Source organism: Rhodococcus sp. B7740 (assembly GCF_000954115.1).
Lineage (GTDB): Bacteria > Actinomycetota > Actinomycetes > Mycobacteriales > Mycobacteriaceae > Rhodococcoides.
In genome coordinates this window covers 3,233,344-3,259,646 of sequence record NZ_CP010797.1, presented here as the reverse complement: position 1 = coordinate 3,259,646, position 26,303 = coordinate 3,233,344, and the positions used below count along the sequence as shown (strand labels likewise).

At 65.2% G+C, this 26,303-nt stretch carries 24 protein-coding genes and 1 tRNA gene; 7 read left to right on the top strand and 18 right to left on the bottom strand.

The window, feature by feature from the left end; all coding sequences use genetic code 11:
- Positions 1 to 23 precede the first annotated feature (23 nt).
- Complete coding sequence (locus NY08_RS15095) at positions 24 to 647, bottom strand: class I SAM-dependent methyltransferase (RefSeq protein ID WP_045197248.1); 624 nt, start codon at positions 645 to 647, stop codon at positions 24 to 26.
- A 23-nt stretch (positions 648 to 670) separates the two neighbouring features.
- Positions 671 to 1,759, bottom strand: a complete 1,089-nt coding sequence (locus NY08_RS15090) for a DUF4185 domain-containing protein (protein WP_045200514.1) — start codon at positions 1,757 to 1,759, stop codon at positions 671 to 673.
- 159 nt (positions 1,760 to 1,918) lie between these two features.
- Here NY08_RS15090 and NY08_RS15085 point away from each other — a divergent pair, with 159 nt between their 5' ends.
- Positions 1,919 to 2,353 (top strand): MarR family winged helix-turn-helix transcriptional regulator, encoded by a 435-nt coding sequence (locus NY08_RS15085; RefSeq protein WP_045197247.1) that lies wholly within the window; start codon positions 1,919 to 1,921, stop codon positions 2,351 to 2,353.
- Between the two features lie 3 nt (positions 2,354 to 2,356).
- On the opposite strand, the gene NY08_RS26280 is transcribed toward NY08_RS15085, so the two are convergent.
- The 5 genes from NY08_RS26280 to NY08_RS15065 all read right to left on the bottom strand — a co-directional run bounded on the left by NY08_RS26280 (position 2,357) and on the right by NY08_RS15065 (position 5,859).
- A complete protein-coding gene (locus NY08_RS26280) occupies positions 2,357 to 2,518 on the bottom strand; it encodes a hypothetical protein (RefSeq protein WP_176459095.1) in 162 nt (53 codons plus the stop codon).
- 195 nt (positions 2,519 to 2,713) lie between these two features.
- Positions 2,714 to 3,364, bottom strand: coding sequence for a TIGR04282 family arsenosugar biosynthesis glycosyltransferase (locus NY08_RS15080; RefSeq protein ID WP_045197245.1), 651 nt, complete (start codon positions 3,362 to 3,364; stop codon positions 2,714 to 2,716).
- Complete coding sequence (locus NY08_RS15075) at positions 3,361 to 4,014, bottom strand: glycosyltransferase (RefSeq protein WP_032396632.1); 654 nt, start codon at positions 4,012 to 4,014, stop codon at positions 3,361 to 3,363. Before NY08_RS15075 ends, NY08_RS15080 begins: the two co-directional genes overlap by 4 nt.
- Entirely contained in the window at positions 4,007 to 5,065 is a 1,059-nt protein-coding gene (locus NY08_RS15070; protein WP_045197241.1) for an NAD-dependent epimerase/dehydratase family protein, read from the bottom strand. Before NY08_RS15070 ends, NY08_RS15075 begins: the two co-directional genes overlap by 8 nt.
- Positions 5,062 to 5,859, bottom strand: a complete 798-nt coding sequence (locus NY08_RS15065; protein ID WP_045200512.1) for an S-methyl-5'-thioadenosine phosphorylase — start codon at positions 5,857 to 5,859, stop codon at positions 5,062 to 5,064. Before NY08_RS15065 ends, NY08_RS15070 begins: the two co-directional genes overlap by 4 nt.
- Before the next feature lie 45 nt (positions 5,860 to 5,904).
- On the opposite strand from NY08_RS15065, the gene NY08_RS15060 reads away from it, so the two are divergent.
- A complete protein-coding gene (locus NY08_RS15060) occupies positions 5,905 to 7,254 on the top strand; it encodes a membrane protein (RefSeq protein WP_032396630.1) in 1,350 nt (449 codons plus the stop codon).
- Here NY08_RS15060 and NY08_RS15055 read toward each other — a convergent pair.
- The 5 genes from NY08_RS15055 to NY08_RS15035 all read right to left on the bottom strand — a co-directional run bounded on the left by NY08_RS15055 (position 7,241) and on the right by NY08_RS15035 (position 12,651).
- The gene (locus NY08_RS15055; protein ID WP_082073824.1) at positions 7,241 to 7,906 is read right to left on the bottom strand and encodes a methyltransferase domain-containing protein; all 666 of its coding nucleotides are present in this window, start codon (positions 7,904 to 7,906) and stop codon (positions 7,241 to 7,243) included. The genes NY08_RS15060 and NY08_RS15055 overlap by 14 nt on opposite strands.
- Positions 7,903 to 8,373: a hypothetical protein gene (locus NY08_RS15050; protein ID WP_045197239.1), complete on the bottom strand. Its 471-nt coding sequence runs from the start codon at positions 8,371 to 8,373 to the stop codon at positions 7,903 to 7,905. Before NY08_RS15050 ends, NY08_RS15055 begins: the two co-directional genes overlap by 4 nt.
- 90 nt (positions 8,374 to 8,463) lie before the next feature.
- Positions 8,464 to 9,150, bottom strand: coding sequence for a hypothetical protein (locus tag NY08_RS15045; protein ID WP_045197236.1), 687 nt, complete (start codon positions 9,148 to 9,150; stop codon positions 8,464 to 8,466).
- 163 nt (positions 9,151 to 9,313) lie between these two features.
- A complete protein-coding gene (locus tag NY08_RS15040) occupies positions 9,314 to 10,900 on the bottom strand; it encodes a GMC family oxidoreductase (protein WP_032396627.1) in 1,587 nt (528 codons plus the stop codon).
- Between the two features lie 32 nt (positions 10,901 to 10,932).
- The gene (locus tag NY08_RS15035; RefSeq protein ID WP_045200508.1) at positions 10,933 to 12,651 is read right to left on the bottom strand and encodes an aldehyde dehydrogenase family protein; all 1,719 of its coding nucleotides are present in this window, start codon (positions 12,649 to 12,651) and stop codon (positions 10,933 to 10,935) included.
- A 188-nt stretch (positions 12,652 to 12,839) separates the two neighbouring features.
- Between NY08_RS15035 and NY08_RS15030 the strand changes: the two genes are divergently transcribed.
- On the top strand, positions 12,840 to 14,027 hold the full coding sequence (locus NY08_RS15030) for a PucR family transcriptional regulator (protein WP_045197234.1): 1,188 nt from the start codon (positions 12,840 to 12,842) through the stop codon (positions 14,025 to 14,027).
- A 3-nt stretch (positions 14,028 to 14,030) separates the two neighbouring features.
- On the opposite strand, the gene NY08_RS15025 is transcribed toward NY08_RS15030, so the two are convergent.
- From NY08_RS15025 to NY08_RS15000, 6 genes are all read right to left on the bottom strand, one after another.
- A complete protein-coding gene (locus tag NY08_RS15025; RefSeq protein ID WP_045197232.1) occupies positions 14,031 to 14,987 on the bottom strand; it encodes an esterase/lipase family protein in 957 nt (318 codons plus the stop codon).
- Between the two features lie 168 nt (positions 14,988 to 15,155).
- Complete coding sequence (locus tag NY08_RS15020; protein WP_032396624.1) at positions 15,156 to 16,007, bottom strand: glycoside hydrolase family 16 protein; 852 nt, start codon at positions 16,005 to 16,007, stop codon at positions 15,156 to 15,158.
- Positions 16,008 to 16,347: 340 nt separating this feature from the next.
- Positions 16,348 to 16,421, bottom strand: a tRNA-Gly gene (locus NY08_RS15015).
- A 31-nt stretch (positions 16,422 to 16,452) separates the two neighbouring features.
- Positions 16,453 to 18,234, bottom strand: a complete 1,782-nt coding sequence (locus tag NY08_RS15010) for a putative bifunctional diguanylate cyclase/phosphodiesterase (RefSeq protein WP_052683829.1) — start codon at positions 18,232 to 18,234, stop codon at positions 16,453 to 16,455.
- Positions 18,235 to 18,351: 117 nt separating this feature from the next.
- Complete coding sequence (locus NY08_RS15005; protein WP_045197228.1) at positions 18,352 to 20,481, bottom strand: Rv1355c family protein; 2,130 nt, start codon at positions 20,479 to 20,481, stop codon at positions 18,352 to 18,354.
- Positions 20,478 to 21,191 carry a hypothetical protein gene (locus tag NY08_RS15000; protein WP_052049869.1) on the bottom strand — a complete coding sequence of 238 codons (714 nt, stop codon included), beginning with the start codon at positions 21,189 to 21,191 and terminating at the stop codon, positions 20,478 to 20,480. The genes NY08_RS15005 and NY08_RS15000 overlap by 4 nt, the downstream gene beginning before the upstream one ends.
- A gap of 140 nt (positions 21,192 to 21,331) precedes the next feature.
- Here NY08_RS15000 and dcd point away from each other — a divergent pair, with 140 nt between their 5' ends.
- From dcd to NY08_RS25240, 4 genes are all read left to right on the top strand, one after another.
- A complete protein-coding gene (gene dcd, locus NY08_RS14995) occupies positions 21,332 to 21,910 on the top strand; it encodes a dCTP deaminase (protein ID WP_032396620.1) in 579 nt (192 codons plus the stop codon).
- A gap of 105 nt (positions 21,911 to 22,015) precedes the next feature.
- Positions 22,016 to 23,629 carry an Hsp70 family protein gene (locus NY08_RS14990; RefSeq protein WP_045197226.1) on the top strand — a complete coding sequence of 538 codons (1,614 nt, stop codon included), beginning with the start codon at positions 22,016 to 22,018 and terminating at the stop codon, positions 23,627 to 23,629.
- A 55-nt stretch (positions 23,630 to 23,684) separates the two neighbouring features.
- Positions 23,685 to 25,127 carry a CYTH and CHAD domain-containing protein gene (locus NY08_RS14985; protein ID WP_045197225.1) on the top strand — a complete coding sequence of 481 codons (1,443 nt, stop codon included), beginning with the start codon at positions 23,685 to 23,687 and terminating at the stop codon, positions 25,125 to 25,127.
- 82 nt (positions 25,128 to 25,209) lie between these two features.
- Complete coding sequence (locus NY08_RS25240) at positions 25,210 to 26,289, top strand: hypothetical protein (protein ID WP_052683828.1); 1,080 nt, start codon at positions 25,210 to 25,212, stop codon at positions 26,287 to 26,289.
- Positions 26,290 to 26,303 lie beyond the last annotated feature (14 nt).

The following is a 26,303-nucleotide window of genomic DNA, read 5'->3' as shown; positions in this document are numbered from 1 at the left end:
ACTCGTCGGTAACATAGGGGATGTTACCCCCGATCCGCTGTGCTGCCAAGGGGAGACCTACTCGCCAGTAGCAGTGCGTCCACGGCTGTGCCCTCGCTCACGTCGCGGTAGCGGTTCTCGGCAGTGACGATGGTCAATCGCGAGTCGATGTCCGCCGTCAAATCCTCAGGTGTGTAGAGGATTTCGGATTCCTGTGGTCCACCGGTGCCGGTCTCGATGTTGTCGGTGTGGTGCCCGAGAATCATGAGGATTCCATCAGGTTTCAGCGCCGAAATTGCGGCGGACACGGCCGTGCGACGTGCCTCCGAGGGCAAGTGGAGGTACAACATGAGAACCAGGTCATAGTTCGGTTCGGTTGACAATTGCGTCACATCGGCGTGCACCCAGGTCAGGCGCTCGCGCACCGACCGAGGTGCCGAGGCGGCGACACGGCTGGCCCTGTCCAGTGCCGTCGAGGAGAAGTCGACGGCGTCGACGGTCCAGCCGCGGGTAGCCAACCAGATGGCGTTTCGGCCCTGACCGGACGCGAGATCGAGTGCCCGACCACGTTTCAGCGTCGTCGCGACTTCCACCAGCGTTGCGTTCGGTGCCTCGCCGTACACGAGTTCTCGGCCTTCGTACTTGCGATCCCAGTCTGCGGCGTCCACCCGGGGAAGCCTAGTGGGGGTTCTTACAAGGTCGCGCGCAGCAGCAGAACGTTGTAGTTCTGGTAGACCGTCGCCAGGAAGTACAGGTCGCGGCCGGTCGAGTAGGGGTGGATGTACGGCGCGTAGATGGAGCTGACCTCGCGGGTGTCGACCAGAACCTCCGGCGCGCTCCACGGCCCGACGGGCGACGGCGAGCGTCGCAGCACGATCGAGTTGGCGTTGTCGGTGGTCAGCATCAGGTACTGACCGAGGGTCGCGTTGTACGCGACGGAGAGTTCACCGACGCCCCCGACGATGGGTGCGGCTGCCGCCGGGTCGCCCTTCTTCCAGTCCTGGCCGGTCCAGTACTCGTACTCGCCGAGCCTGGCGATGTCCTGCTCCTTGACGCGAGCCACGTGACCGAGATTGAAGCGGCCTGGCGGGGTGCCGTACTGGTAGACGTAGCCGCCGTCCTTCAGGTACGCGCTCTGCTGGAAGTTGCGATCGCCGCCGACGCTCGGCCGCTGGGTCTCGGGTAGCGCTGCCCAGTTCTCCCCGTTGTCGTTCGACACTGCCAGGCCGGAGAAGTTGGTTTCCCAGGTTCCTGCGGGTCCCCAGTTCTTCACCGACATCAGGTTCAGGTACTGGCTGTCGCCGACGGCCACGCCTGCCGTGGGGATTCGGCTGATCTCGACGAACGGAATCTTGGGGCTGGGGACGACCTCTTTGGTCTGGCCGATCGGGTCGAGTACGACGCTGTCGAAGTTCATGCCGTCGGCGAGGTTTCGGTCGTTGCTCCGCACGATGGCGTTGCTGCGCCACGACCACAGGCTGCCCTGCAGCAGGTTGGGTACGCCGAGTCCGGCGGTATCGCCGAAAGCCGTCAGTACCTCGCCGCGGCCGTTGTCCCACATGATGCCGAGGTCGGTGCCGATCATGTTGACGTTCTGGGTGTTGTTGGGGCTCGACATCCCGGTCACCTGAGCGACGGCTTGTGCGCGGCCGTTCAGTTGCGGCAGCCCGAACGTGCCGTTGAGGCCGGCGATGGGATTGACCGCGTTGGGATTGGCAAGTGCGTTGGGGCCGGTGACCAGCAGCGATGCGGCCACGGAAATGACGGCAACGGTCAACATTCTGGAACCCACGCGACTCACGACGTTCTCCCCATTTCGATTCTCTCCCCGACAACCGGGAAGAACCATATCAGCGGTTTGTTCGAGAGGTAATAAGACGAGGTATCCGCTGTTTCGGGAAATCGGGCGATTGCACCTGGGTGTCGTAATCTGGACAGCGTGAGTGATCTGCCCGATTCCCGGCTGGCGAGGGATTTGTCCGTCAGCGCGATGCGGCTGAATCGGAGACTCCGGCTGCGCCATTCCAGCGACAGATTGCCCGTCGCTCACCTGTCGATTCTGACGACGTTGCTCCGTGAGGGACCGATGACGACGGGCGAGTTGGCGGCGCGGGAGCGGATCAAGCCACCGTCGGTGTCCAGGTCGTCGCACGCCTTGGTCGAGTCGGGGCTGATCTGCCGGGAGCCCCATCCGACGGACGGCAGGCAGGTGGTTCTGCGGTTGACCGATGCCGGGACTGCGACTGCGCGTCAGGAGGTCGCAGCTAGGGAGATCGCGCTCGCAGAGCAACTGGACGAGTTGACGCCGCAGCAGCGGGCGACACTGGCCGCGGCGGCCCGTATTCTGACGGAGATCGTCGAACGGGTCGACTGACCGTCAGTTCTCGTGGTGAACTTCGTGATCGAGAGCGTCGACGTCCCATTCGATGGTGGACCCCAATTCTTCGGAGTCACCCCGGCGCGCGACGCGGCCGAGGACGGTCGCGACGACTGTCGCGATCACCATCCATACGGCTACGCCTATCAACAACCCGGTCATGTCACACTTTCTAGCACCTGTGTCTGTGAAATCGCCGTGAAACGGTGGTTCGGATTTGTTGCGATTCGATATTGGTTGTTTACGGTCCGGCAATTCGGGCAGATCGAACGCGCTGTTCCACAACGGATGTGGAGATTTCGTGAAACCGGCCTAGTTCGGGTGGAAACAGACCTCTCGGAACGGATCGAGACCCGATCAATTACCCATTGCCATGACAGCAATACGGAATCTGCTGTTCGGTGCGCACAATTGTGCCACCGGGTCGAGATCGGACTCGAAGTCGACATCGCGCAATTCGGGGAGCATCGTGATCGACGCTCCTGCGGCGGTCAGAGCATCGAGAGTGTCGGTGCCCGTCGAGGGCGCAGACATGGGCACGTCGAGCAGGGACCGTGCCAGGTCGGGGTCACGCAGGCCCAGCGCCCACCAGCCACCGTCCTCGGCCGAGCCCAGGACGTCACTGCTGCCCAGTCGCGCCGCCGCGTCGGAGAGCAGTCGCGCCGTGACCTGGGGGGTGTCCATACCGATCTGCAGTACGGCACCGGAGGTGGCTGCGTCGGCGTGTGCATTCGCCAGTCGTTCGCCCAACCCGTCGCCGCGCTGCGCAATCACGGCGAACGACGCCAGAGCACGGGTGAGTTCGTCCGCGCGGGCCGCGTCGGCGAGGGAGCCGGTGAGGGCCACGACACGGCGGTCGACGTCGGCGGCCGCGACGGCGTCGAGGGTGTCCAGCAGCGAGGCTGCGGCCAGCTCGGCGGCAGCTTCGTCGCCGATCGTGGCGGCGAGGCGTGTCTTGGCCAGCCCGGGAACGGGGGCTTTGGCGACGACGAGAGCGGTGACGGTCACGAGAGCACCTTCCAGAAATCTCGCACGGCGACGATCGTCCCCTTCACCGAGCCGGAGACCTTGGACGTTCCTGCTGTCCGTGGCCGGTAGACCACGTCGTGTTCGACGACGGTCCAGCCGGCTTCGGCCGCCAGTACGAGCAACTGCAGCGGGTAGCCCGAGCGTCGGTCGGTGACGTCCAGGTCGAGCAGTGCCTGACGGCGTACTGCGCGGATCGCTCCCAGGTCGTGCACTGGCAGCTTGTACTTGGTGCGAAGTCGAAGCGCGAGAACGGCATTGCCGATCCTGGCGTGCAGGGGCGAGCTTCCCCTGTCCGGTCGGCGGCGACCGACGGCGAGGTCCGCGTGATCCAGGGCCGCCACGAGGGTCGGTAGGTCGAGTGGATCCATCGAACCGTCACCGTCGAGGACGCAGACGATGTCGGTGTCGGCCGCGACGACGCCTGCATGAACTGCTGCACCGTAACCGGGCACCGATTCGGAGACCACCGTTGCTCCGTGGGCAGCGGCGACGGCGGCGGTGGCGTCGGTCGAGTTGTTGTCCACCACGATCGTCAGGTAGCCCGCCGGGACCGAATCGAGCACTGCCGGAAGCGATTCGGCCTCGTTCATGCAGGGGATGACGACTGTGACGGACTTCGGTTCAGACACGGGGCGGTCCCGTGCCTTCGGCGTCGCGCAGCGGTGCGTCGGCGAATGCGGTGAGACCGTCCCTCGGCATGATCGTCGCGCGGAATCCCAGGGTCTGTTCGGCCAGCGCGGAACTGGCGACGATGTGCCGTACGTCGCCCGCGCGGTAGCGTCCGGTGATCTCGGGCGTCGGCCCGCCGCGTGCGTCGGCGAGGATGGTGGCGACCTCACCGATGGTGATCGGTTGTCCCGAGCAGACATTGAGGGCGGTGAAGCCGTCCAGCTCCGCCTCGATCGATGCGATGTTCGCGGCCGCCACGTCGTGCACGTGCACGAAATCGCGGGCCTGCTTGCCGTCCTCGTAGACCGTCGGGGCCCGACCGAGCTCGAGCGAAGACCGGAACATCGCCGCCACACCGGAGTACGGGGTGTTTCGCGGCATGTGCGGTCCGTACACGTTGTGGTACCGCAGTGCGATCACCGAGCCGCCCGTGGCGACCGCCCATGCGGAGGCGTAGTTCTCCTGTGCCAGCTTGCTCGCGGCGTAGGTACTCCTGGGCTCGAGCGTCGAATCCTCCTCGACCAGAAGCCAATCGAGAGGCTCGCCCGATATCGGGTCGCGATTGTCGAACAGTCCCGCGTCGAGGTCGGCTCGGGTGCGGGGCCGAGGAATCACCGTCTCACCGGACGAGTTGAGATACCGCCCTTCGCCGTAGACGACCATCGACGACGCGAGAACCAGGCGCGAACACCCCGCCTCGTACATTGCCGCGAGCAGAACCGCCGTCCCGTAGTCGTTGTGACTGGCGTAGGCCGGGGCATCTGCGGCATCGACGCCCGCTCCGACGACTGCGGCCTGGTGACACACGACGTCCACCCCGCGCAATACGTCGACGAGTGAGTCTTTGTCTCGCACATCGAGATCGATGATCCCGTCGGCTCGCGCTCCTGGGCCGTGAGCCGACTCCAGCATGGCGTCGACAGCGACGATCTCGAGATCGGAATCGCGGGCGGCGTCGAGAATGTGGCCACCGATGAATCCGGCTGCGCCGGTGAGCAGTACCCGCGTCATGGCAGTTCGATCGGCAGCGTGAGGCCGGTGTGCACTCGGCACGTCGGGCAGTCACCGGTGGGAGCGTCGCGGACGGCCGAGCGCACCAGTGCTTTGAGCGGCTCGATGTTCTTCTGGAATTCGGCGAACACGTCCACTGCCTTGACGCCCTGGCCGGACTCGATGCCTGCGTCGAGGTCGGTCACCAATGCGATCGGCGCGTAGCAGAGTTCGAGTTCGCGAGCCAGGACCGCCTCGGGGTGGCCGGTCATGTTCACCAGCGTCCAACCCTGGCGGGCGAACCATTGGCTCTCGGCGCGCGTGGAGAACCGAGGACCTTCGACGACGACCATGACGCCGCCGTCGATCGCCGAGTCCTGGACAGCGGACTTCCTCAACGTGGGGCAGTAGGGGTCTGCGAATTCGACGTGTATTCCGCCTTCGTCGAAGTAGGTCTGCGCACGCCCGGAGGTTCGGTCGACGAGTTGATCGGGGATCACGACTGTCCCCGGACCGTATTCGGACACCAGGGATCCGACCGCGCAGGGGGCGAACACTCGGCTCACCCCGAGCATCCGCAGCGCCCACATGTTGGCGCGATACGGCAGCGTGTGCGGTGAGTACTCGTGATTCCGGCCGTGTCTGGGCAGAAACGCGACTCGCCGACCTTCGACCTCACCCAACGTGATCGGGGCGCTCGGAGCGCCGTAGGGGGTGTCGAGCACGACCTCCTCGGCATCGTCGGCGAAGAACGAATAGAAGCCGCTGCCGCCGATGACGGCTATCGCGGCCCGTCCCTTCGCGTCGTTGTTCATCTGCTCATCCTCCATCACCGTCGGTCGATATGCTGGTCCGAAGTCGTGGTCGCCTCGAGTCCGCAGGGAGAAAAGACTATCCGTTACTGGAGAGAAGCCGTCGCCGGCACGTTGGCCGTCGTGCTCGTCGTGGTCGCGTTCGTCGTTCCGTACCTGGGCAACGAACTCGTCACTCCCATCATCAACAGAACTCCGCAGCAGGTGCGCGATTTCGCCGACGCGGCACCGCTGTTCGGCTTCCGTGAGATTCACGTGGGATGGGGGACTCCCGTCGCCGTTCTGATCGCCGTGGCCACCGTGTTGTGGGGGCCGACGGTGGCGCGTCGACTGTCGTGGACGCGACTGCTGTTCCTCGTGTGGGGTGCGTCGGCGGCCTGGACGATGTCGCTGGCGATGGTGGACGGTTGGAAGCGCGGCTTCGTCGACCGGCTGGCGTCGACGGACGAGTACCTGCACGAGGTGCCCGGTGTCACCGACATTCCGGCCACGCTCCGCGGGTTCTCCGAGCGGATCCTGGACTACCAGGCCGATTCGTGGACGACGCATGTGTCGGGTCATCCACCGGGCGCATTGCTCACCTTCGTGTGGCTCGATCGTCTCGGCCTCGGCGGTGGAGCCTGGGCGGCGACGCTGTGCGTGCTGGTCGGTACGAGTGCCGCCGTCGCGCTGGTGCTGACACTGAAGGTGCTCGGTGACGAGAACATCGCGCGGCGTGCAGCACCGTTCGTGGCGATCGCCCCGGCGGCGATCTGGATCGCCGTCTCGGCGGATGCGTTCTATGCCGGTGTTGCCGCGTGGGGCGTTGCGTTGCTGGCGATCTCCACGAAGCGGTACCTGTGGCCGGCGTCGATCGGTGCTGGAGTGCTGCTCGGTTTCGGTATCTACCTCAACTACGGGCTGGTGCTGATGGGCCTGCCTGCGGTCGCGGTGTTGATTGCCGGGCGGAGGATTCTGCCGTTGGTGGGCGCGCTGATCGGTGCACTGATCGTCGCGGGGATCTTCACGGCGTACGGATTCTGGTGGTACGACGGCTACTTGCTGGTGCAGGAGCGCTACTACCAGGGCATCGCGAAGGACCGTCCGTTCGAGTACTGGGGTTGGGCGAATTTCGCGGCGCTGTTCTGTGCGCTGGGTGTTGCTGTGCCCGCGGCGTTCCCACGGATTCTCACCCGGCTCGAACCGATCAATCTGTTGGTGATCGGCGGTGTCGCTGCGGTGGTGATGGCGGATCTGAGTCAGTTGAGCAAGGCCGAGACCGAGAGAATCTGGTTGCCCTTCGCGATGTGGATGCTGATCGCGCCCGCTGTGTTGCCGATCAGGACGCATCGCTTCTGGTTGGCGCTGCAGGTGATCGGTGCATTGGCGATCAATCATCTGCTGTTCACGAACTGGTGAGCGGAGCCAGCGTCATCTGAGCGAACCAGCGCCCGTCGATCGGTGCCACGTCGACCACTCGAAGGCCGGCGGCATTGGCGAGGTCCGCTGTGGCGTCGGCGCTGACGCTCGACCAGGCGAACCAATCGCCGACCATGGTGTCGGTTTCCCACCGAACGGTGCGGTGACGAATTCCTGTGTCGCTGGGCGCGTCCACTTCCGCGATGACGGCTCCGTGGGGTGCGAGCAGGTCGGCCGCCCGGCGGAGCAGACGCACCGGGTCGCCCCCGATGCCGATGTTGCCGTCCGCGAGGAGGACACACGACCAGTTGCCGGTGTCGGGCAATGGCTCGAACAGGTCGCGGAGAACGGCGTTGCCGCCGCGCTCGATGGTCAGATCGACTGCTGTTCGGGATGTGTCGACACCGAGTGCCGAGACGCCGCGTCGCGCAAGTGCTTCGGTGAGTCGACCCGGCCCGCAGCCGAGATCGATGGTGGGGCCGGTACATCGGCTGAGCATGGCGTGATCCGCGCGGCGATCCTCGGCTGACGAGGCGCTGCCGCCCATCCACCGCGCGGTGGGAAGTTGCTCCCTGCTGCCGTCGGAATCGCCTATCCAGCAGGGTAGTCCGGCTGCTGCGCGGTTGAAGAGTGTATCGGCGGTGACGCTCATGCTCGGCTCCGTACGAGAGTCCATCGGATGAAGTAGGCGGCGGCGCTCACGGTGAACAACACCGCGGTCAGCGCGAGCCAACGTCCGAGAAAGGGTTCCTGGGTCAAACCGGTTGCGGCCCGATAGGATTCCGCACCCTGGGAGAGTATCCCGGGGAAGAACATCAGAAACGTCAGTGCTGTCCCGAGAGCGGGAACGCGAACGTAGTTCACCGGTGACACGGCCAAGTGGCGGCTCGGAATGCTGGTGAGGAGCCGATCGGCCAGTGAGTAGAGCGGGAACAGTACTGCGTCGTGCAGCAGTACCGATCCGAAGAACCACACGAGAACGGATTTCCACCACACGTCGCTGTTCCACAGAGTCTGCGGCCCTGCGAGTGTGACGACGTAGCCGACGAGGGTGAACGAGAGCAGCAGACCGACCGCATGCAGCGGGTGCCCGCCGTAGATCTTCGTGAACGCTCTCATCGGTCGGCTCCTGGTCCTGCGATGCAAACACCCGTGCGCGAGAGCCACCGTCGTCGACGGTGACGCCTCGCGCACGGGGTCAGGAAACTGTTATGCAGCGGTGTTGATGGTGATGGTCGCAACGCCCACGAGCAGTCCCGGGGTCACAGCATCGGTGTTGAAGGTGCTGTTGAGCAGTCCGGCAGCGGTCTCCGAGATCTTCACCTGGGTGCCCTGCAGGATTGCAGTGTTGTCGGGTCCGGTAGCGAGCGGCTGCAGGGTGCGGCCGTCGAGATCGAACAGCACTGCGTCTGCGGCTGCTTCTTCGCCGTTGACCAAGACGTCACCGGTGAGGAGCGACGTGCCCGGGTCGATGTCGAAGTTGGTGAGCTCGACGACGGTCTCGCCTGCGGTCAGCGAAAGGCCGCTGCCGTCGTGGTTGATCTCGCCCTGGACGTAGGGATCGACGGTGCCGGGCTCCCAGTACTTGACGTCTCCGCCGGTGATCGGGAAGCGGATGGATCCGTCTGCGAGAGTGGCGGTTCCGACGACACCGGGCGTGAGGCCCAGGGTGGTCAGTGCTCCGGTGAAGCCGGGATCGAGCGCAACTGCGGTGTCGACACCGGTGAGGTTGTCGACCTCGGCTGCGGGCTCGGGGGTGCTCTCCACTGCTTCTGCTGCCGAAGAGGTGGCTGCGTCGACGGTGTCGGACGCTTCCTCGCTGGAGCATGCGGCAAGCGGGACGATGGTGAGTGCACCGATTGCGGTGGCGGCCAAAGCTTTACGAACAGTGAACATGTCGGTCAACCTTCCGTGCTCGTCTCTCGAGCGTTGTGGGTCATTCGGCGCTGCTTGCCGAGCGGATGGGTTCCATCTCGATCCCCTGCAAGGGAGCGTGTCCACCTGTTACCCGACAAACCGGACTGCCAAACCGGAAATTTTCCGAAGGTTCACTCGCGGATCAACGAAGGATCAGGTCCGCTGCTCGTTCGCCGATCACCACCGACGGTGCGTGCGTGTGTCCGCGGATGATGCTCGGCATGATCGACGCGTCGGCGACGCGAAGGCGGTCGACGCCCCGTACCCGCAACTCGGCATCGACGACACTGTCGGCGTCGTTGCCCATACGGGCAGTGCCCACGGGGTGATACAGCGTGTGCGCATTCTGCTCGAGAGCCTCGGTGAGCAGGTCCGCCGGGGAGATGTTCGACGCCACCCTGGGGCGTACGACGTCGCCGAGCAGTCCCTTCAGAGCGGGTGTTTCGGAGATCGCGATGCATGCCCGAAGGCCTTCGATCATCGCCCGGCGGTCGAGGCCCTCCGGATCGCCCAGGTAGTGCGGTTCGACGATGGGCTTGGCCGTCGGGTCGGACGACCGGAGGGTGATCTCGCCGCGGCTCTCCGGTTTGAGGAGCACCGTTCCGATGACGGCGGCATGGGAGTCCTGCGCGATGAGTCCCTCGTCGAAGAAGGGTGCCGGGCCGAAGATGACTTCGAGATCGGGCAGGGCGAGGTCCTCGCGGCTCTTGACGAAACCGTAGGCCTCGGCGACGTTGGAAGTCAGCATGCCGCGTCGGCGTGCGAGGTAGTTGACCAACTCCGGGATCTTCTCGGCGTGGAAGAGCGAGTCGGTTTCGGTCTTCCAGCCGATGAGTGCGGCCAGATGGTCGATCAGGTTCTGTCCGACTCCGGGTGAGTGATGCCGGACGGCGATGCCGTGCGACTTCAGCTGTTCCTGGTCGCCGATGCCCGAGAGCATCAGCAGTTGCGGGGTGTTGATCGCTCCGCCGGACAGCACGACTTCTCTGCGTGCACGAACGGTGTGTACTGCGCCGCCCGAGGTGTATTCGACGCCCACCGCGGCACTGCCCTCGAAGAGGACGCGAGTGGCCTGCGCATCGGTGAGGATGGTGAGGTTCTTGCGCTTCTTCGCCGGTCGTAGGTACGCATCGGCGGTGCTCCACCGTGCGCCGCGCTTCTGGTTGACCATCGTGCGGCTGAAGCCCCTGGGTTCGGGCAGGTTGGCCGTCTCGACCGGATAGCCGGCCTCCTCGACGGCGTCGAGGAAGGACGACGTCAGGGCACGGGGACTGCGCTGGTGCGAAACGACGAGCGGGCCGTCCGTACCGGAGTCGAGTTCGGTTGTGCCCTCGATGTTCTCGATCTTGCGGAAGTAGCCGACGAGGTTGCGGAACGACCAGGAGTCGTCGGAGACTGCCGCCCAGTCGTCGTAGTCTGCGGCGAATCCGCGCACCCACATCATGGCATTCATGGACGACGAGCCACCGAGCATCTTGCCGCGCGGCCAGTAGATGCTGCGATCGCGCAGTTCCGGTTGCGGTTCGGTGAGGTAGTCCCAATCGACCTCGCTGCGAAAGAGTTTGGAGAATGCAGCGGGAATGTGGGCGAACTTGTTCTTGTCCTCGGGGCCGGCCTCGAGCAGGATCACCTCGTTGCGTGGGTCTGCGCTGAGGCGATTGGCCACCACCGCGCCTGCCGAACCTGCGCCCACCACGATGTAGTCGGCCGTCGTGCGCTGAGAGCTCATGATTGTCCTTCGATCGTCGTCGACGCTGGGTTCTACCCGCGCAGGGCGGAGGCGAAAATTGCCGGCAGCTTGGACCAGGACGGTGCGCCCGCGAATGCGGTGAGCAGCTTGCCGGTCGATGCTGCGGTCTTGTTGGTGACGAACCACGGTGGCTTCGGCGAGATGGAGAGTTCGCCGTTGACCAGCGAGCGCGGCAGTGGCCGGAAGGGCCCGCGCACCACTGTTCGCTCGGCCCCGTCGATCAGTAATGCGTTGTGCACGACGCCGATTCCGCTCTGCACGTCGTCGACGGTGTGGCCGGGGAATGCGCCCCAGGTGGCCGCTGCGGTGAGGAATCCGATGGCCGTCCAGGCGTTGACGGCGATGGTGCCGTACCGGAGGTCGGCGAGCATGGTGTCGAACTTCTCCCCGAGTCCCTTGATGGTGCCGGGGGTGCCGATGATGTTGATGCCGAGTGTTCCGGTGAATTCCTCGTTTGCGGCCTGTACCGCCTTGGCGGCGAATGCTGCTCCGCTGTAGGGCAATTCGATGATCCCCATGACCGGTGCGAAGTACTCGGTCTGCAGCAGCGGTGCGTATTCGCCGGGGTTCAGATCGGTGATGAGCACGCGGCCGCCGCGTTCACCGAGGCGTTCGGCGGACGGGTAGGTGGCGGTGGCGTCGGACACTCGCTTGTCGCTGCCGGGGTAGTAGGGCGTTCGTGCCGGAGCGCGGTCGAGGGCGGCGCGAAGGGCGGCGACGAATTGGTCGCGCTGCTTCCATTCCGAGGATAGTACGACGACCTGCGAAGCGACACAGTTGTATCCACTGTTGTGCAGGCGTTGGGTGGCGATGTGTTCGGCCTGGAACTCGATGTCGGCTCGGCTCCACTCACCGGGCAGAACGATGGTGGGCGAGACTCCGCCGAGTTCGCTGGAGATCTCCTTGGTGAGGATCGGGTCGTTGGCCGCCTTGCGCGCAGCTCCGTCCGGGCCGGGACCGAAGACGATTGCGTCGTGCGTGATGGCGCTGCCGGTCATGTGGACGTGGTCGACGGACGAGTGCTGGACCAGGTAGGTGCCCACGTCGGCTCCTCCGGTGAGCAGACGCAGTGCGCCGATGTCGACGAGCGGGGCGAGGATCTTCTCGAACACGGGCAGCAGCGGATCCATGATGGGGTTGAGCTTGAGTGCGACGACCCGGTTGAACGCGATCAGTTCGTACAACGCGTCCAGCGGCGCGATCGAGGTGATGTTGCCTGCGCCGAGAACCACTCCGATGCCTGCGGTGCGGGTGGGGTCGAGCTGGGCGAGACCCGCGGTCCGCTGTGCGGTTGCACGGTCGATTCCGGGCTTCAGCCACACCTCGGCGCTGAACCCGTTGAGCAGGAGTCGCTCGAAGATGTTGAGGGGCAGCACCGACACCGTCGTGCGCCCACCGGGTGCCGTTCCGAACTTCGCACCGGCCAGTGGGCTGGTGCCTGCTTCGAGCGCCGCGAGTGTGTGCGCCACGGTGCCGAGTCCGTTGAGGAACGAGTACGGACCCGACAGCCATTCCTCTCCGACGAGGCTGGACGAGGCGTCGAGTCCCTTGATCGACGTTGCCGCCGTTACCCACTCCTGCGCGTGAGCTGTGGTCAGCGCATGCACACGTTCGAGGAGCGCTCGGCGTTCGGCCAGGGTGAGGCGTTCCCAGTTCTTCTCTCCCGCGGACAGATCGGCGAGTGCGGAGTCGACTGCCTCGGTGGGTCCCGTCGTCGGTACGGATTGCAGGTGTGGGGTGACGTCGCTGGTCAACTTCTCGGCTCCACTCGTCGTTCGGGTACACGGCTTCACTGTGATTGTGGTCGCACTCGGGCGCGGGACGCTATGGGCCGGGGGCCTCAATCGGATGCGACAGTTTGTGCCACCGCACAATTTCGCTGTGGCGTGGCTTACACGGGTACGGCTAGAGTTCGGTCATGACCGCGACCGAGTTCGATGTGCATCCGTCACCGACCGATCTGGCCGCGACGATGCTCGACGGCGTCGACGATCTCGCGACCGAGCTGGTGCGACGCATCCTGGGGGCCGAGCACGCCTACCTCGAATCGACGCTGCTCACCACCGAGCAGCTCTACGAGGCGTCGCGGAGCAATCTGGCCTCGATGTTGGGCAAGCTGTCCGGTCGTGCTCCCATGCGGCTCGAGTCGGCGCGGGACGCGGGCCGGCTCAAGGCCGAGCAGGGGGTACCGCTGGCTGCCCTGCTGCACGCCTTTCGGCTGGGCGGCAGGTTGGTCTGGGACGAGTTGATGGAACGCTCGGACGGCCGGGCGAGTCATGCGCTGCTGGACATGGCCGCTCAGGTCTGGGCGTTGGTCGACGTGTACTCCGACGAGGCAGCGGAAGCCTATCGAGAGAGCGCCGACATGCGTGCGCGCGAAAGCGCCGAAGCTCGTGGACGCCTCATCCGTGTGCTCTTCGCCGATCACGGCGCGAATCCGACTGCGGCGGCGGACGCGTTGCGAACGTTCCGCATTCCCGACCACGGCTACTTCGCGGTGGTGTCGCAGGAGCCGTTGACCGCAGCGATGGGGATCGACGGATTGATCGCCCGCCTCCGTACCGCGGGTGCCGAATCGGTGTGGGACGCCGAGGTGGACGGTACCGTCGGGCTCATCTGTGCCGCAACGGAATCGGAGATCGACTCCGCTGTGGTCACGCTGAGCGAGCTGTGTCCGGGGCGGGTCGGGGTGAGCTCGGTGTTCCGGTCGCCGTCGGGTATCGGTGACGCCGTAGGCCAGGCCCGGCTGGCGCGGTCGTGCACCTCGAGCGAGGCATCACCGCCCGCACCGGTGCGCTACGACTCGGTGCCGGTGCCGCTACTGCTGGTCCGCGATCCGAAATCGGGCCGGATCGCCTCCCGTCAGATACTCGGCGATCTGCTGGCGTTGCCGCGAGCCGAACGGCAGAGCCTGCTCGATACTCTCGACGCCTGGTTCTCCTGCGGCGGTTCCACCCGCGATGCCGCCGAATCGCTGCACTACCACCGGAACACGGTGTTGTATCGGCTACGTCGAATCGCCGAGCTCACCGGTCGCGACTTCCGTGATCCGATCCAGGCCGCCGAACTGTACGTCGGGCTCAGGGCGTATCAGCTCCTGACCTGAGGATCAGTGGCTGGCGAGGACGACGTCGAGGATTCCGGCTCCCAGCGGCACCGGTACGCAGGTCGGGGGACGCGCGTTCGCCGGGTCGAGGGCGTTGAGCGCCAGCCGCAGCGCCGTGGGATCGTAGGTGAACGTGAAGTGCGCTACCTCGGTATCGGGGCACACGTCCTGCACCACGATGTTGTGCGCTCCCGGATCTCGAAGCAGCGCATTGGTGTACGGCTGAATCACCTCGTCGACCCGTGTTGCGATGGAGGTGTACTCCACCCCGGGCACGGTGTCGCCGCCTGCGTTGAGCCGATCGAGAAAGTCGGATCCGGCCATCAGTTGGGCGAGACCGGGACCGAATTCGCTTGCCAGAACACCGGTTGCACCCGGCACCGCCTGCACGACGGGCGCTACTCCGTACATGGTGCCGCCGTACGTCGGTGATGCGATCCCCACCCATCGATCGACGACGTAGGCGCCGCCCAGTCTGTTGACGAAGTATCGAGCCACCGCGGCACCCTGGGAGTAGCCGACCACGTCGACTGCGGCGGCACCGGTTGCCTGAAGTATCGACGACGTCATCGCCTTCAGTTGCGCTGCACTGTCTTCGATGACGCCGTACCCGTTGGACCTGCCGTCCGGCGACGTGCCGTAGTTGATGGCGAAGACACAGAAGCCTGCTGCTTTCAGGATCGGCGCGAAGCCTGCCCAGTCGGCGTACGCGGTGGCATCGGTGCCGTGCACCAGGACGACAGGATTCGGGTGGGCTGCGGTGGGTGTGCAGCTCATGTCGTTGGCTCCGGGCGGGGCGGCGTCGCGGTTCGATGCCGAGTAGCGGATGGCATCGGCGTGGTCGGGTTGCTCGGGGGCGGCGGCGATGGGCATCACGGGCCCCGCGTGTGCGGAAGGCGCAAGCAGCGCGGCGGCAGCGGCGATGACGAGGGTGATCAGACTCCGCCGTGGCCCGCGCATGAACAGACGATATTCCCCAGACTGTGGAATGTCCCTATGACGAGACGGCGTCGTTGAGAAAAGTCACAAGAATTGTTCTGCCGTCGAAACCGTGCCGATTGCGCACACCGCACGGGGCCCAGCCGTGGTGGCTGGGCCCCGTGCGGACAGGAAGTGCTGCTCTGCAGGTCAGAGGCGACTCACGCGTAGCCAGTCGACGCTCATCGTCTGCGGGTACGGCGTGCTGTTCGGTGTCTTGCCGACCCAGTTGTTGCCGACGGCGACGTTGAAGAGGATGTAGTGCGGCCACGAGCCCGAGAACGCTTTCCAGTTGCCGCCCTTCGCCTCGTACTGGGCCTGAGTGAGGGAGAACCGAGCGACTCCGTCGACGAACCAGGTGATGCTGTTGGGCAACCAGTCGATTCGGTATGTGTGGAATCCGTTGTTGACCGGATTCATACTTCCGCCGGTCTTCGTATCTTGATTGGAGTTCCACTTGGAGGGGCCGTGCAAATTGAATGACGGCCCGTACAGCCCGGGAATTTCGACGATGTCCACTTCCCCTTGGCTGGGCCATGAATATTCGCCACCGGGTTGGAGACCGAGGGTCCAGAATGCGGGCAGCAGACCCTGGGCGCTCGGCATTTTGATCGATGCTTCGATGCGCACCGGCGGCGTCACCGATTGCTTGCCCATGCTGACCACGCGGGCGCTGGTGAAGTTGTACGGTGCCCGCTTGCGGTCGGGTGCGTTCTCCCGACGCGCGGTGATGTTCAGTGAGCCGTTGAACTGGTTGGCGTTGTTCCAGGAATCTGTATAGTACTGCTGCTCACCGGAACTCGCGCCCCAGCGGCCGGTCTGAAATCCCCATTTGGCGGGGTCGGGTCCACCGTATCCGTTGAATTGATCCTCCCACAGAAGGGTTCCGGCTCCGCCTTGGGTTCTCGGAGGTGTGGCCAGTGACGGGGCGGCGGTCGCCGACGAGACGGCCACGGCCATCGTCGTCAGGGTGACCGCGACAATTGTCGAAAGTGATCGCATGAGGGGGATTCCTGTCAGGTCATTTGTCGGTGAAAAGATGTCGACATTTGATTTCTAGCACGGCGAAGAAGGCGGAAGAAGTTTCTTCGGAAATGCAGGAATTCTTGCGAATACAATGAATGAATTCGCACATGCTACCGGTCGGTAGCAAGGGTATCGACCAATATTGAGCGGTGGTCGGTTTGTTTCAGGAGTGACCGCAGTGACTGTGCAGCGTCTGTGAGTTCAGCGATACGGACGAGACGGGAGCAAATCGGATGGGCAGGAGTGGAGCCTGCAGGAACGACCGGGATGGGCAGGAGTGGAGCCTGCAGGAGGACGGCCCGAGGTGGGCGGTCGGTGGAGCCGGTGACGGGAATCGAACCCGCCTCTCAACCTTGGGAAGGTCGCGTTCTACCAATGAACTACACCGGCGTGTGGTGCGGATGTCAGGTTATCAGGCTGGTCAGATGTCGATGCGCACGCCGTGGAGGAGTTCGAGTGCGTCGTCGGCCGGCACCGGTTTGGAGAACAGGTATCCCTGCGCGCGGGTGCATCCCAGTTCGATCAGGGTTCTTCTGGCGCTCTGCGTTTCGACGCCTTCGGCGATGATGGTCAGCCCGAAGGCGCGGGCGAGTCCGATGATGGACTGAACGATCGCGAGGTCGCCGGTGTTCTCGTTGCCCAGGTCGGTGACGAAGGCGCGATCGATCTTGAGTGCGTCGACGGGGAGTTCCTTGAGGTGTGACAGGGAGCTGTATCCGGTGCCGAAGTCGTCTATCGCCACTTGCACGCCGAGTTCGTGGAGTTCGCTCAGTGTCACGCGGGTGCGGGAAAGGTCCTGTACCACTGCCACTTCGGTGATCTCGAGGCACAGGTCGGGCCCGGCTATCGAGAATTCCGTGAGTGCTCTGGCGACGGCACCGACGAATCCGTTGGTGACGAGTTGGACGGGGGAGATGTTGACGCGCATCGCGATGTCGAGGTGGGGGATCTCGTGTTGCCAGTCGGCGAGGGTGCGGCAGGCGTGGTCGAGGACCCAGCGACCGAGTTCACCGGCGAGGTTGGTCTCCTCGGCGACCGGAATGAATGCGGACGGGGGGAGCAGTCCGCGGGTGGGGTGTTGCCATCGGACCAAGGCTTCGACCGCGGTGATGCGTCCGGTCACCAGGTCCACCTCGGGTTGGAAGTGCAGGGTGAGCGAATCGCCCGCGATGGCTTCGCGCAGGTGGATCTCGACGTCGTTGCGGAGTTCGGCGTCGGCGTGCATCTCTTCGGTGAACAGCGCGATGTCGTGGCCGCCTGCGCGTTTGGCCACCAGGGCGGCCTGATCTGCCTGCCGCAGAAGCGACTCGGCGGTGTGCTTGCCGGGCTGGCCGAAGGCGATTCCGATGCTCGCGCTTCTGCTGATGCGTTCGACTCCGAGGGTGACGGGGGCGTTCACGGCTTCGGCGATCATCTCGGCGTGGTGTATTGCGACGCGGGCCGAGCACGGCCCGGCCAGTACCACCAGGAACTCGTCGCCGCCCAGGCGTGCGACGAGACCGGCCGACCTGCCGACGAAGCTCTGCAGTCGATCGGCGATGGTCTCGAGGTAGTGGTCTCCGGCCAGGTGGCCCAGAAAGTCGTTCAGTGCCTTGAGTCGATCGAGATCGATGTGCATCACGGCGACGGGACCGGGCATGGACGGGTCGAGTCGTTCGCGGAGGTGTTGTGCGAGAGCCGTGCGGTTCGGCAGTTTGGTCAGCGGGTCGTGCAGTGCCGAGAATCGGAGTTGCTCCTCGGCGATCACCCGTGCCTGCAGTTGAGAGAGCAGTGCCGCAATTGCTTTGAGCGCGTTGAGTTCTGCCTCGGACCAGCTTCGGTCACCGATCTTGATGAAGCCGAGGATGCCGGTGGTGCGTTCGGAGTGCAGCAGTGGCACGACGGCCATCGAGGTCGCGGAGAATCCCGACCCCTGCTCGACGCGTCGACGGTAGTCCTCCTGTTCCGGATCCGGCCGAAACACTGCCGGTTCGGTCAGTGTCTCGGCCAGGCGGAATACCGAGTCTGCGTCGTCGAAGTAGACCACAGCCAGTGGATCCGGATCGGGCACGCTCAGTCGCGGTGGCCATTCCGCGGTGAGTCTGGTGGCCCTGGCCTCGAAGTCGTTGTGTCGGAGGAAGCTGAAGTCGATGCCGAGGTAGTCCACGAGTTGCCGCAGCACGGATTCGTAGGCCTCGCGCACCGTCGCCGCATCGACTCCCATGAGTTCGGTCGCGACGCCGGTGACGAGGACCTCGAGCGTCCGTTTGTGCTCCAGGGCCCTACTCCCGCCTCTCGTAGACTCAGTGCAGGACTGTTCCCCCTGGTCTTCGCCGGAACTCTACCCCGATACAGACGCTGAAACAGGAAGTCTGCGACTATGTATGGCTGTTTTCGGGGCGCAACTGAGCCGCAACACCAGTGCAACGGATTCGGTGCTTTCCATTTCAAGCAGTGCGCGGAACCGAAAACTCAACTGCTGCAGTGCTTCTGCGTGGTGCGTCGACAGTTGCCGATACTCCTCCGCGCTTCGGGCGTAGAGGAACGCAGGGGAAACCGGTTGCACCGCCAATCCACGCAAATGCGCAGTTACCCATACGTTCTCTGTTGCACATCCTCCTCTGATGTAATGTTCCGCGGTCGATCCGGGTACGACGACCACGGCAAGTGCCGAACTCGACAGCACTCGATCCCGCATATCGGTCCCCAGTGCCGCGCCGGCGTCCCAGACTTGGACGAGCTCCATGACGTCCGGCCGCTTGACGATCTCCAGCTTGGACAGGTCTGCGTCGTCGATCCCCAGAGTCGATACCTCGATGCCCCGATCGGGATCGAGATCTCCCGGCCAACGCAACTCGGAGAACATGTCTCGATGCAGGTGCGGTGTGAGGTACCGAATGCGATCCGCGGCGGCGAGGACATCCGCGGCCGCGGCAATGGATTCGGGTGTCGTCAGCAGCACTGCCCGTCCACCTTCTGCGGCCGCTGCAGCGGCGATGTCGGCGACGATGTCCGCGTCCAACGGCGCGCCGGTGCCCAACTCCCGGTTGGTGCACCGCTCGAGAACGCCGTCGAGCAGGCGTCGATCGGTGATGGGTTGCGGGTCGCCCGCGCCCAGCGTGATCTCGACTCCGTTCTCGCCGATGTCGGTGCGGTCGAGCCTGCCCTGCGCGGTGGCCACCACTCGGGCGTTGAAGGCGGCTGCACCGACGGCGACGCAACTGCCGCGGAAGGCGATGTCGAGCGTCGAGGTTCGTGAACGATCGACCTCGATCCGCACGGTGCGTCCGTCGCGGGTGAAGGTCCACGGCTGACTGTTTCCACCGGACGGCGCTCGACGGGCAGCCTCGAGAACGAGCGCGTCGGGATCGACGCAGGCCCGTCGGGCGTCGACGGCGGTATCGACCGAGGGCTCCTGCACCCGACGCGTCGGGTTCGGGGGTACGAGCGCATCGAGATGGGTGTCGAGGTCGATGCGGATTCGTCCGGACGGCAGGTGCGCTCCGGTGCCGAGGCGTCGAACGGCTGCGGCGATGGTGGCACCGCCGAGTTGCACGTCGCCGCCCAGTTGCGGCCAGGTCTCGATGGTTTCGCTCACTTCCACCATCGAAGCGGCCATGCGCGCCGAGAGCAGCGAGGCGTCGAGCTGATCGAGAACGATCGGGATCTTGTCGCGCGTGCCGAGCCCTCGCAGACTCGCAGAGTCGATCTCGCCGAGCACGCCGTGGAACACCGGGCGTTCGGGCTCGAGGTCGAAGCGTTCGACGTCGAGAAGCCCTCGGTCGGAGGTCTCCATCAGTACCGGGATGCGTCGCGACCGGGCCGCCTCGCGGGCCCGGACTTTGACATCGAGGGAGTCGCATTCCTCGACGAGGAGGTCCAGTCCGTCGAAGAACTCGTCGATGGTGCTCTCGGTGATGCCGTCCTCGGCGATTTCGACGCGTAGGTACGGGTCGATTTCGGCAATGCGTCGGGCAGCGACGACCGCTTTGTTAACGCCGAGATCGAGGATGGACGCGGGAATTCTATTGAGGTTGGAAAGTTCGACCTCGTCGAAATCGGCGAGGCGAAGCGTCCCGCAGATTCCTTCGAGTGCGAGGGTGTGGGCAATGGCGTGTCCGACGCTGAGCCCGATGATTCCTATCGTGAGATCTCCTAAAGAATTCTGTTCCGCGAGAGTTATCTTGTTTCGGTTTCTGTCGAGCCTCAGGTGTCGGAACGAGTTCGGTCCGAGTACCGCGACGACGGTTTTCCGCCATGGAAAGAAGACCCACCTGTCGTTTTCGTCGAGAAGGCTCTGCTCAGGGCTGGGAAGAAGTGAGAGGAGGCCTTTTCTCTGCGTCTTCCTCTCGTCCAGAAATGTGAGGGTCGGATCGCGTCTGAGTTCGTCGAGAGCGGCGCGCTGTGTGGCGTCGGTCTCGTCGAATATCACAGGCTTCCAATGGTGGCCGGGTAGGTGTTGATCGTTCATGATGCGACTGCTTCCGGGAGTTCGGCGGCTGCGCGGCGGTGCGCGAGCAGGGTGACGGTGTTCTGCCGCATCCGGCGCCAGGTGGCCAGATCGGCGTTGAATGCGAGTGTGGTTCTGTCCCACCAGAACACCTCGGTTCGATAGCGCTCGTCGGGGTAGGGGATCGGTGCGATCTGGGTGGCGATGACCGCTCCGGTGTCGAGCCATGCGGCGCGGACGTGGGATGCCGCGGTGGCCAACGCGTAGCGTGCGCCGAGAAGCGCGGTGCTGTAGGCGGGTGATTCCGCGATCATCGCGGTGACGGCCCGGCCGTGGGGTGCGCCCTGAGCGACCCACGCAGATTTGAGTTCGACGACTCCGTGGCCGATGCGTTCGTCGAGCATGGTGTGCACGCGCCGGAGCCCGTCGGGGTACTCGGCGAATTCGATCAGTGCGTGAGATTGATCGACCGAGGAATACGGTCCTTGCACTCGTACTCCACCGACTATTTGCCCGGTTCGGTCGAGTGCGGCGAAGAACAGTGAGGTGGTGCTGCCGTCGCGAATGGTCGACATTTCGAGTGCGGTGGTCACACCGTGTCGCATATAGCTTTCCTCTGCGCCGTCCAGGAATTGTTCCCACAAGGTCGGATTCTCGGCGGGAGTGGTGGCCAGAACGAGGCATTGTGATCTGTCGTCCCAGTACGAGGGGACGTCGAACGGAATTGTCATTTCACTCTTCCTGATAGGAGTTGCCCGAATGTGAATGGTCGTGCCGCTCGATTGTCCGGCTTTTCCTTTGTGGAGCTACGTAACGTGATCGGGGTTCGGGTGTGTCGCGAGGGACCGCCCAGGACCAGTAGCCTGCAGAGGTGCTGCTCTCCGACCGTGACATCCGTGCCGAAGTGACCTTGGGAAACCTCGCGATCGAACCGTTCGACCCGTCGATGGTTCAGCCGTCGAGTGTCGATGTGCGGCTCGACAAGCTTTTCCGGGTGTTCAACAACACCCGCTATACCCACATCGACCCGTCGCTACAGCAGGACGAATTGACGACGCTGGTCGAACCTGCCGCAGGTGAGCCGTTCGTTCTTCATCCGGGGGAGTTCGTTCTCGGCTCCACGCTGGAATTGACGACGCTGCCGGACTACTTGGCCGGTCGGCTCGAGGGGAAGAGTTCGCTCGGGCGGCTGGGTCTGCTCACACACTCGACCGCAGGCTTCATCGATCCGGGCTTCAGTGGCCACATCACGCTGGAGTTGTCCAACGTCGCAAACCTGCCGATCACGTTGTGGCCGGGCATGAAGATCGGGCAGCTGTGTCTCTTCCGGCTGTCTTCGCCGTCCGAGAATCCGTACGGCAGCGCCGCGGTGGGGTCGAAGTATCAGGGCCAGCGTGGGCCGACACCGTCGAAGGCCTACCTGAACTTCGTTCGCTCGAGCGTCGAGTAAACGATCCCGAGGTCTGTTTCTCACCGCGAAACGTGGTGAATGTCCGGTTGTAGCGGTACTCTGGTAACTCGACGTGGGTTGGGGCCTACCAGAGCGAGGTTTCTAGTGTCCGCGGTTCCCGATGTGTCCGTACTCGGCGGTTCGTTGGGGTCGAGTGGTCTGCGCAGCGTGATCAGCGACAACGCTCGCTCCGGTGCTGTCCTTGAAGTACACGAGCCCGTCGCATCCCGGCCGGCACCCAACGGCCTCGCTCCCGATCCGTGGGATGCCGTCATCACGTCGGTTCACAATCTGGCGACCGAGTATGCGTCCGCGGATTTCCATCCGGTGCTCGCACTGCGCGAAAGCGACCCCAAGACGGCCTACGACCAGGACTTCTCCGATGGCGTTGTGCTCGTCTCGGAACTCGGTGCCCAGTTGGGTGCGCTGCGTCAGACGCGGGTGCTCGCCGGTGAGCGCTGCGTCGCTCTGTTCGATGTCGGTGCATCCGGTACCTCGGTATCGGTGGTGGACGTCGACAGCGGTGATGTCCTCGCGTCGCGTCGTACGGACGCCCTCGGTGGTGACGACTGCGATCGGGTGCTGTGCGATCACCTCATCGCGACGTTCGGTGCGGCCGAGGCGCTGACGGTCGAGGCTCGGCGGCGGCTCGTTCACGACGTCCGCGCCGGGAAACACGAACTGGCACTGCTTCGCAGCGTGTCGATCATCGGACCGTTCGTCGGCGGACGTGCATCGCTGTGGCGTGGCAATCTCGACGAGCTCATCGGCGACGCGGTGCGCCGAGCCGTCTCGATGGCCGTGGACGTGCTCGACGAGGTCGGTGCACAGGGCATCCACGTCGACGCCATCGTCGCTGTCGGTGGTGGTGCCAACATGCAGATAATTCGGCAGGTCCTGTTCGACGCGGTGTCGATGCCGGTCTACGTGCCCGAGCAGCCGGAACTGCTGGCGGCGCACGGCGCTGCCGGGATCGCTCGGACGGTGGGTCGGCGGCCCACCCCGGCACCGCCCGAGGTGCTCACCGATCGGTTCGCTGCCGTGGATCGGGACTCCGCAGACGTGGAGGTGGGTGCGGTCGCCCCGGTGGTCTCCAAGCGCCCACGGCACAGCGACACCTCCTCGAAGCGGATGACCAGGGTCAACAAGTCTCGGCATCTCGGGGGCGCACTCGCGGCGATCGTGGCGGTGTGTGCAGCCGGCACCGTGGTCACTGCGGCCGCACGCACCAGCGGCGACGAGCCGTCTCCGTCGGTGAACAGTTCGCAGGACGCCTCACCGACCGCTCGGTCGCAGTCCGTGGTGCCTGCCGCAGACGGATCACCCGCCGACCCCACCGGGTCGTCGTTGCCGCCCGCGACCACGACGGCGCAGACCTCGCCTCCGGTCGACCCGTCGGCAACGTCGCCCTCGGCCCCAGCGCCGACCACTTCCGACGCGGCGAGCACCACCGCAGCGCGGCGCACCGTGGCCACGACCAGTGCCCCGTCCGACATCCAGCAGACGACGGCACCCGACACGCTCACCCCCGATCGGTCGACCGTTGTACCGACGGCTGTCCCGCCTGCCACCACGACTCGTCCGACCACGACGAGCCCCGCCACGACGAGCCCCGCCACGACGACCCGGGCCACGACGACGACGCGTCCGCCGACCACCACACGGTCCACTCGGACGTTCGATTTTCCGCTGCCGGACTTCGACTTTCCGCGACGCTGACCGGTCTGCAGTTTCGGACTCCATCGGCCCCGGTACTCGAGGCAGGATGACAGGTATGGAGTCGATTCAGACCGAGCGCGAAGACAAGTTCGACGTCGACGCAGATTTCCGATTGCCCACTCTCGCTTCACTGGTGCCCTCCGGCGGCGCTCTGGCGTCGAGCGAGACCGACCTGAGCAGTGAGTACTTCGACACGACCGGCCACGACCTGTTGCGACGCGGAATCACGGTTCGGCGTCGTACCGGTGATTCCGACAACGGCTGGCATGCGAAGGTCCCGGCGGAGAAGGCGCGGACCGAGATTCGGCTCCCTCTCGGCAACGGAGCGCACGGTGCGGTGCCGGACGAGCTGAACGACGTGCTGCGCGGTGCGGTGATGGGCGCGGAGTTGTCTGCGGTCGCGACTCTGACGACGCATCGCACGATTCACACCGTGTCCGACGCCGACGGGGCTGTGGTCGCGGAAGTGGCCGACGACGAGGTCTCCGTCGTCCTGATCGGCGGCGCGACCGGTCCGCGGTGGCGGGAGGTCGAGGTGGAACTCGGACCCGCAGGGTCGGAGTCGTTTCTGAAGAAGGCGGGCAAGGTGCTGCGGGCTGCCGGTGCCCGGCCGTCGGCGCATCCGTCGAAGCTGGATCGGGCTCTGTCGGTGGTGCGTCAGGTACCCGCCGAACCCGGGGTGGTGCTGTTGGCGGACTATCTCGACGCGCAGGCGCAGGCGATCGTCGCGGGCGATGTGTATCTGCGTCGAGGGCTGGATCCGATTCATTCCACGCGGGTGGCGATTCGGCGATACCGCAGTACCCTTCGTGTGTTCGGTAGCCTGTTCGAGGACGAGCCCGCCGCCCAGCTCGAAGCCGAACTGTCTTGGTATGCAAGCATTCTCGGTGAAGTGCGCGATCGTCAGGTGCAACGTGCCCGGTTCGCCGCCGCGTTGCGCGAACTACCGCCCGAACTGGTGCTCGGGCCGGTCGCGTCGCGCATCGAGAACGACCTGCTCGCCGAGCAGATTCGGTACCGCGAGGCGGCGATGACCGAACTCGACGGAGAGCGCTACCGCGCGCTGCTCACGACGCTGGCGGAGTGGTCGCGCGGGCTACCGATCGACGGCGAGGTCACCGACCGTGTGTTGGTCAAGCTGGCACGCAAGGCAGGAAAGAAAGCGATCGATCGGACGAAGAGTGCCGTGCGCGGTACCGACGACGAGGCGCTGCATCGGGCACGAAAGGCATCGAAACGAGCACGGTATGCGGCCGAGTTGGTTGCACCGGTGGTGGACAAGAAGGTCTCGAAAGCGAACATCAAGCACTTCAAGACGATTCAGGAGGTGCTGGGAGAGCATCAGGACGCGGTGATCGCGGCGGACATTCTGCGTACCCTCGGCGCGCGAGCAGGCACGACGGCGGGGGAGAACGGATTCACCTTCGGCCTGCTCTTCGAGCGCGAGCGCCGGGCCGCCGAGACGGCCCGCGACGAGGCGAGCAGGTTGGAGTTCTGATCGAGCAAAACAATTTGTTTCCCCGATTTCCGGCTCGAAGGGTACTCTGAGCCCGAATCGAAGTCGGGGGGAGTCGACGACCATGGCCATTGCGCTCGGGATACACGTCGGTGCCGAAGAAGTGTCGGCCGTGCTGGTCGAGGCCGATCTACCCGAGTTGGGAGCCATGTCCACGCGCACCGTGTCCGTTGCCGCGGTTCCCGGCGGCGTGGGTGACGCCGTCACCACGATGCTCGGAATCATGAGGGTGCAAGCGGCCCAGAACGATCTGCGGATCAGCGGTTCCGGAGTGGTGTGCGACAGCATCGCGCTGTGCGGAATCGTCCGTGCAGCGCTCGCCGCCCATGAGGTTCGCGATGTCGTGGTGGTCGATGCCGGAGATCCGCGGTTGAACGCCGAGGTTCCGCTGGGAGTTGCAGCAGCACTGATCGGCACCGTAGAAGCTCTCACTGCATGGGCAGGCGGGCCGGTCGACGTCCCTGCGGAGTCGGTCGACGAGGTCTGGAACGGTTCCGGCAGCGATGCGGCCGGTACTCCACGCGGTGCGCGACTGGCAATGATCGGTTTGGGCGTCGCGGTTCTCGCCGCACTGAGCGGAGCCACGGTGTGGGCGCTGTCGGCGGCCGGTCCGACCCAGAATTCCGTGGTCGACAGCGCGGATCGCACCGAGATGCCGTCGGCCGGGGGCAGCGAGGTCGCGTCGTCGTCGGTGGCGGTGGTCGCGGGTTCGGCGGTCCCCCCGCCTGCGCCGTCGGCTGTTCCGTCCATCGAGGCCGGGGTGTTCGAGGCGCCGGTGTACGGGCCGGTGCCGGTCGGTACCTGGAGTGAAGCGCTCCCCGCGAGTCCGGTCCCCACGTCGATGAGCTCGTCGGGGGGTGGGGACTCCCGGGCCGGATCGGGTGGCGGCAGACCCGGCGTGGTCTCCGGCGGCGGCAGCGAAGGTCGTGGCGGCTCGGACGGCGATGCGGACGGCGGGGCGTCGGGCGGCGGCAACTCGGGTGGCGGTGGTGATTCGGGTGGAGAAGAAACGACGACCGTCGAGCCGGAACCCGACCCCGATCCTCCGACGACCACGAGCCCGATCGAGACCACCACGGAGGTTCCGGTCACCACCGAACCCACGACCGTCGACGAAGAACCGGCTGCGAGTCCGGTCGAGTGAGATCGATTCGTTGA

Bases quoted from the DNA above. Each gene is read 5' to 3' on its own strand.
- NY08_RS15020 (WP_032396624.1), bottom strand. From the start codon at position 16,007: ATGCGATCACTTTCGACAATTGTCGCGGTCACCCTGACGACGATGGCC.
- NY08_RS15005 (WP_045197228.1), bottom strand. From the start codon at position 20,481: ATGAACGATCAACACCTACCCGGCCACCATTGGAAGCCTGTGATATTC.
- NY08_RS15010 (WP_052683829.1), bottom strand. From the start codon at position 18,234: ATGGGAGTCGATGCGGCGACGGTGCGCGAGGCCTACGAATCCGTGCTG.
- NY08_RS14985 (WP_045197225.1), top strand. From the start codon at position 23,685: ATGGAGTCGATTCAGACCGAGCGCGAAGACAAGTTCGACGTCGACGCA.
- NY08_RS15070 (WP_045197241.1), bottom strand. From the start codon at position 5,065: ATGACGCGGGTACTGCTCACCGGCGCAGCCGGATTCATCGGTGGCCAC.
- NY08_RS15045 (WP_045197236.1), bottom strand. From the start codon at position 9,150: ATGTTCACTGTTCGTAAAGCTTTGGCCGCCACCGCAATCGGTGCACTC.
- NY08_RS15040 (WP_032396627.1), bottom strand. From the start codon at position 10,900: ATGAGCTCTCAGCGCACGACGGCCGACTACATCGTGGTGGGCGCAGGT.
- NY08_RS15090 (WP_045200514.1), bottom strand. From the start codon at position 1,759: ATGTTGACCGTTGCCGTCATTTCCGTGGCCGCATCGCTGCTGGTCACC.
- NY08_RS15050 (WP_045197239.1), bottom strand. From the start codon at position 8,373: ATGAGAGCGTTCACGAAGATCTACGGCGGGCACCCGCTGCATGCGGTC.
- NY08_RS15025 (WP_045197232.1), bottom strand. From the start codon at position 14,987: ATGCGCGGGCCACGGCGGAGTCTGATCACCCTCGTCATCGCCGCTGCC.
- NY08_RS26280 (WP_176459095.1), bottom strand. From the start codon at position 2,518: ATGACCGGGTTGTTGATAGGCGTAGCCGTATGGATGGTGATCGCGACA.
- NY08_RS15030 (WP_045197234.1), top strand. From the start codon at position 12,840: ATGACCGCGACCGAGTTCGATGTGCATCCGTCACCGACCGATCTGGCC.
- NY08_RS15065 (WP_045200512.1), bottom strand. From the start codon at position 5,859: ATGAACAACGACGCGAAGGGACGGGCCGCGATAGCCGTCATCGGCGGC.
- NY08_RS15000 (WP_052049869.1), bottom strand. From the start codon at position 21,191: ATGACAATTCCGTTCGACGTCCCCTCGTACTGGGACGACAGATCACAA.
- NY08_RS15055 (WP_082073824.1), bottom strand. From the start codon at position 7,906: ATGAGCGTCACCGCCGATACACTCTTCAACCGCGCAGCAGCCGGACTA.
- NY08_RS25240 (WP_052683828.1), top strand. From the start codon at position 25,210: ATGGCCATTGCGCTCGGGATACACGTCGGTGCCGAAGAAGTGTCGGCC.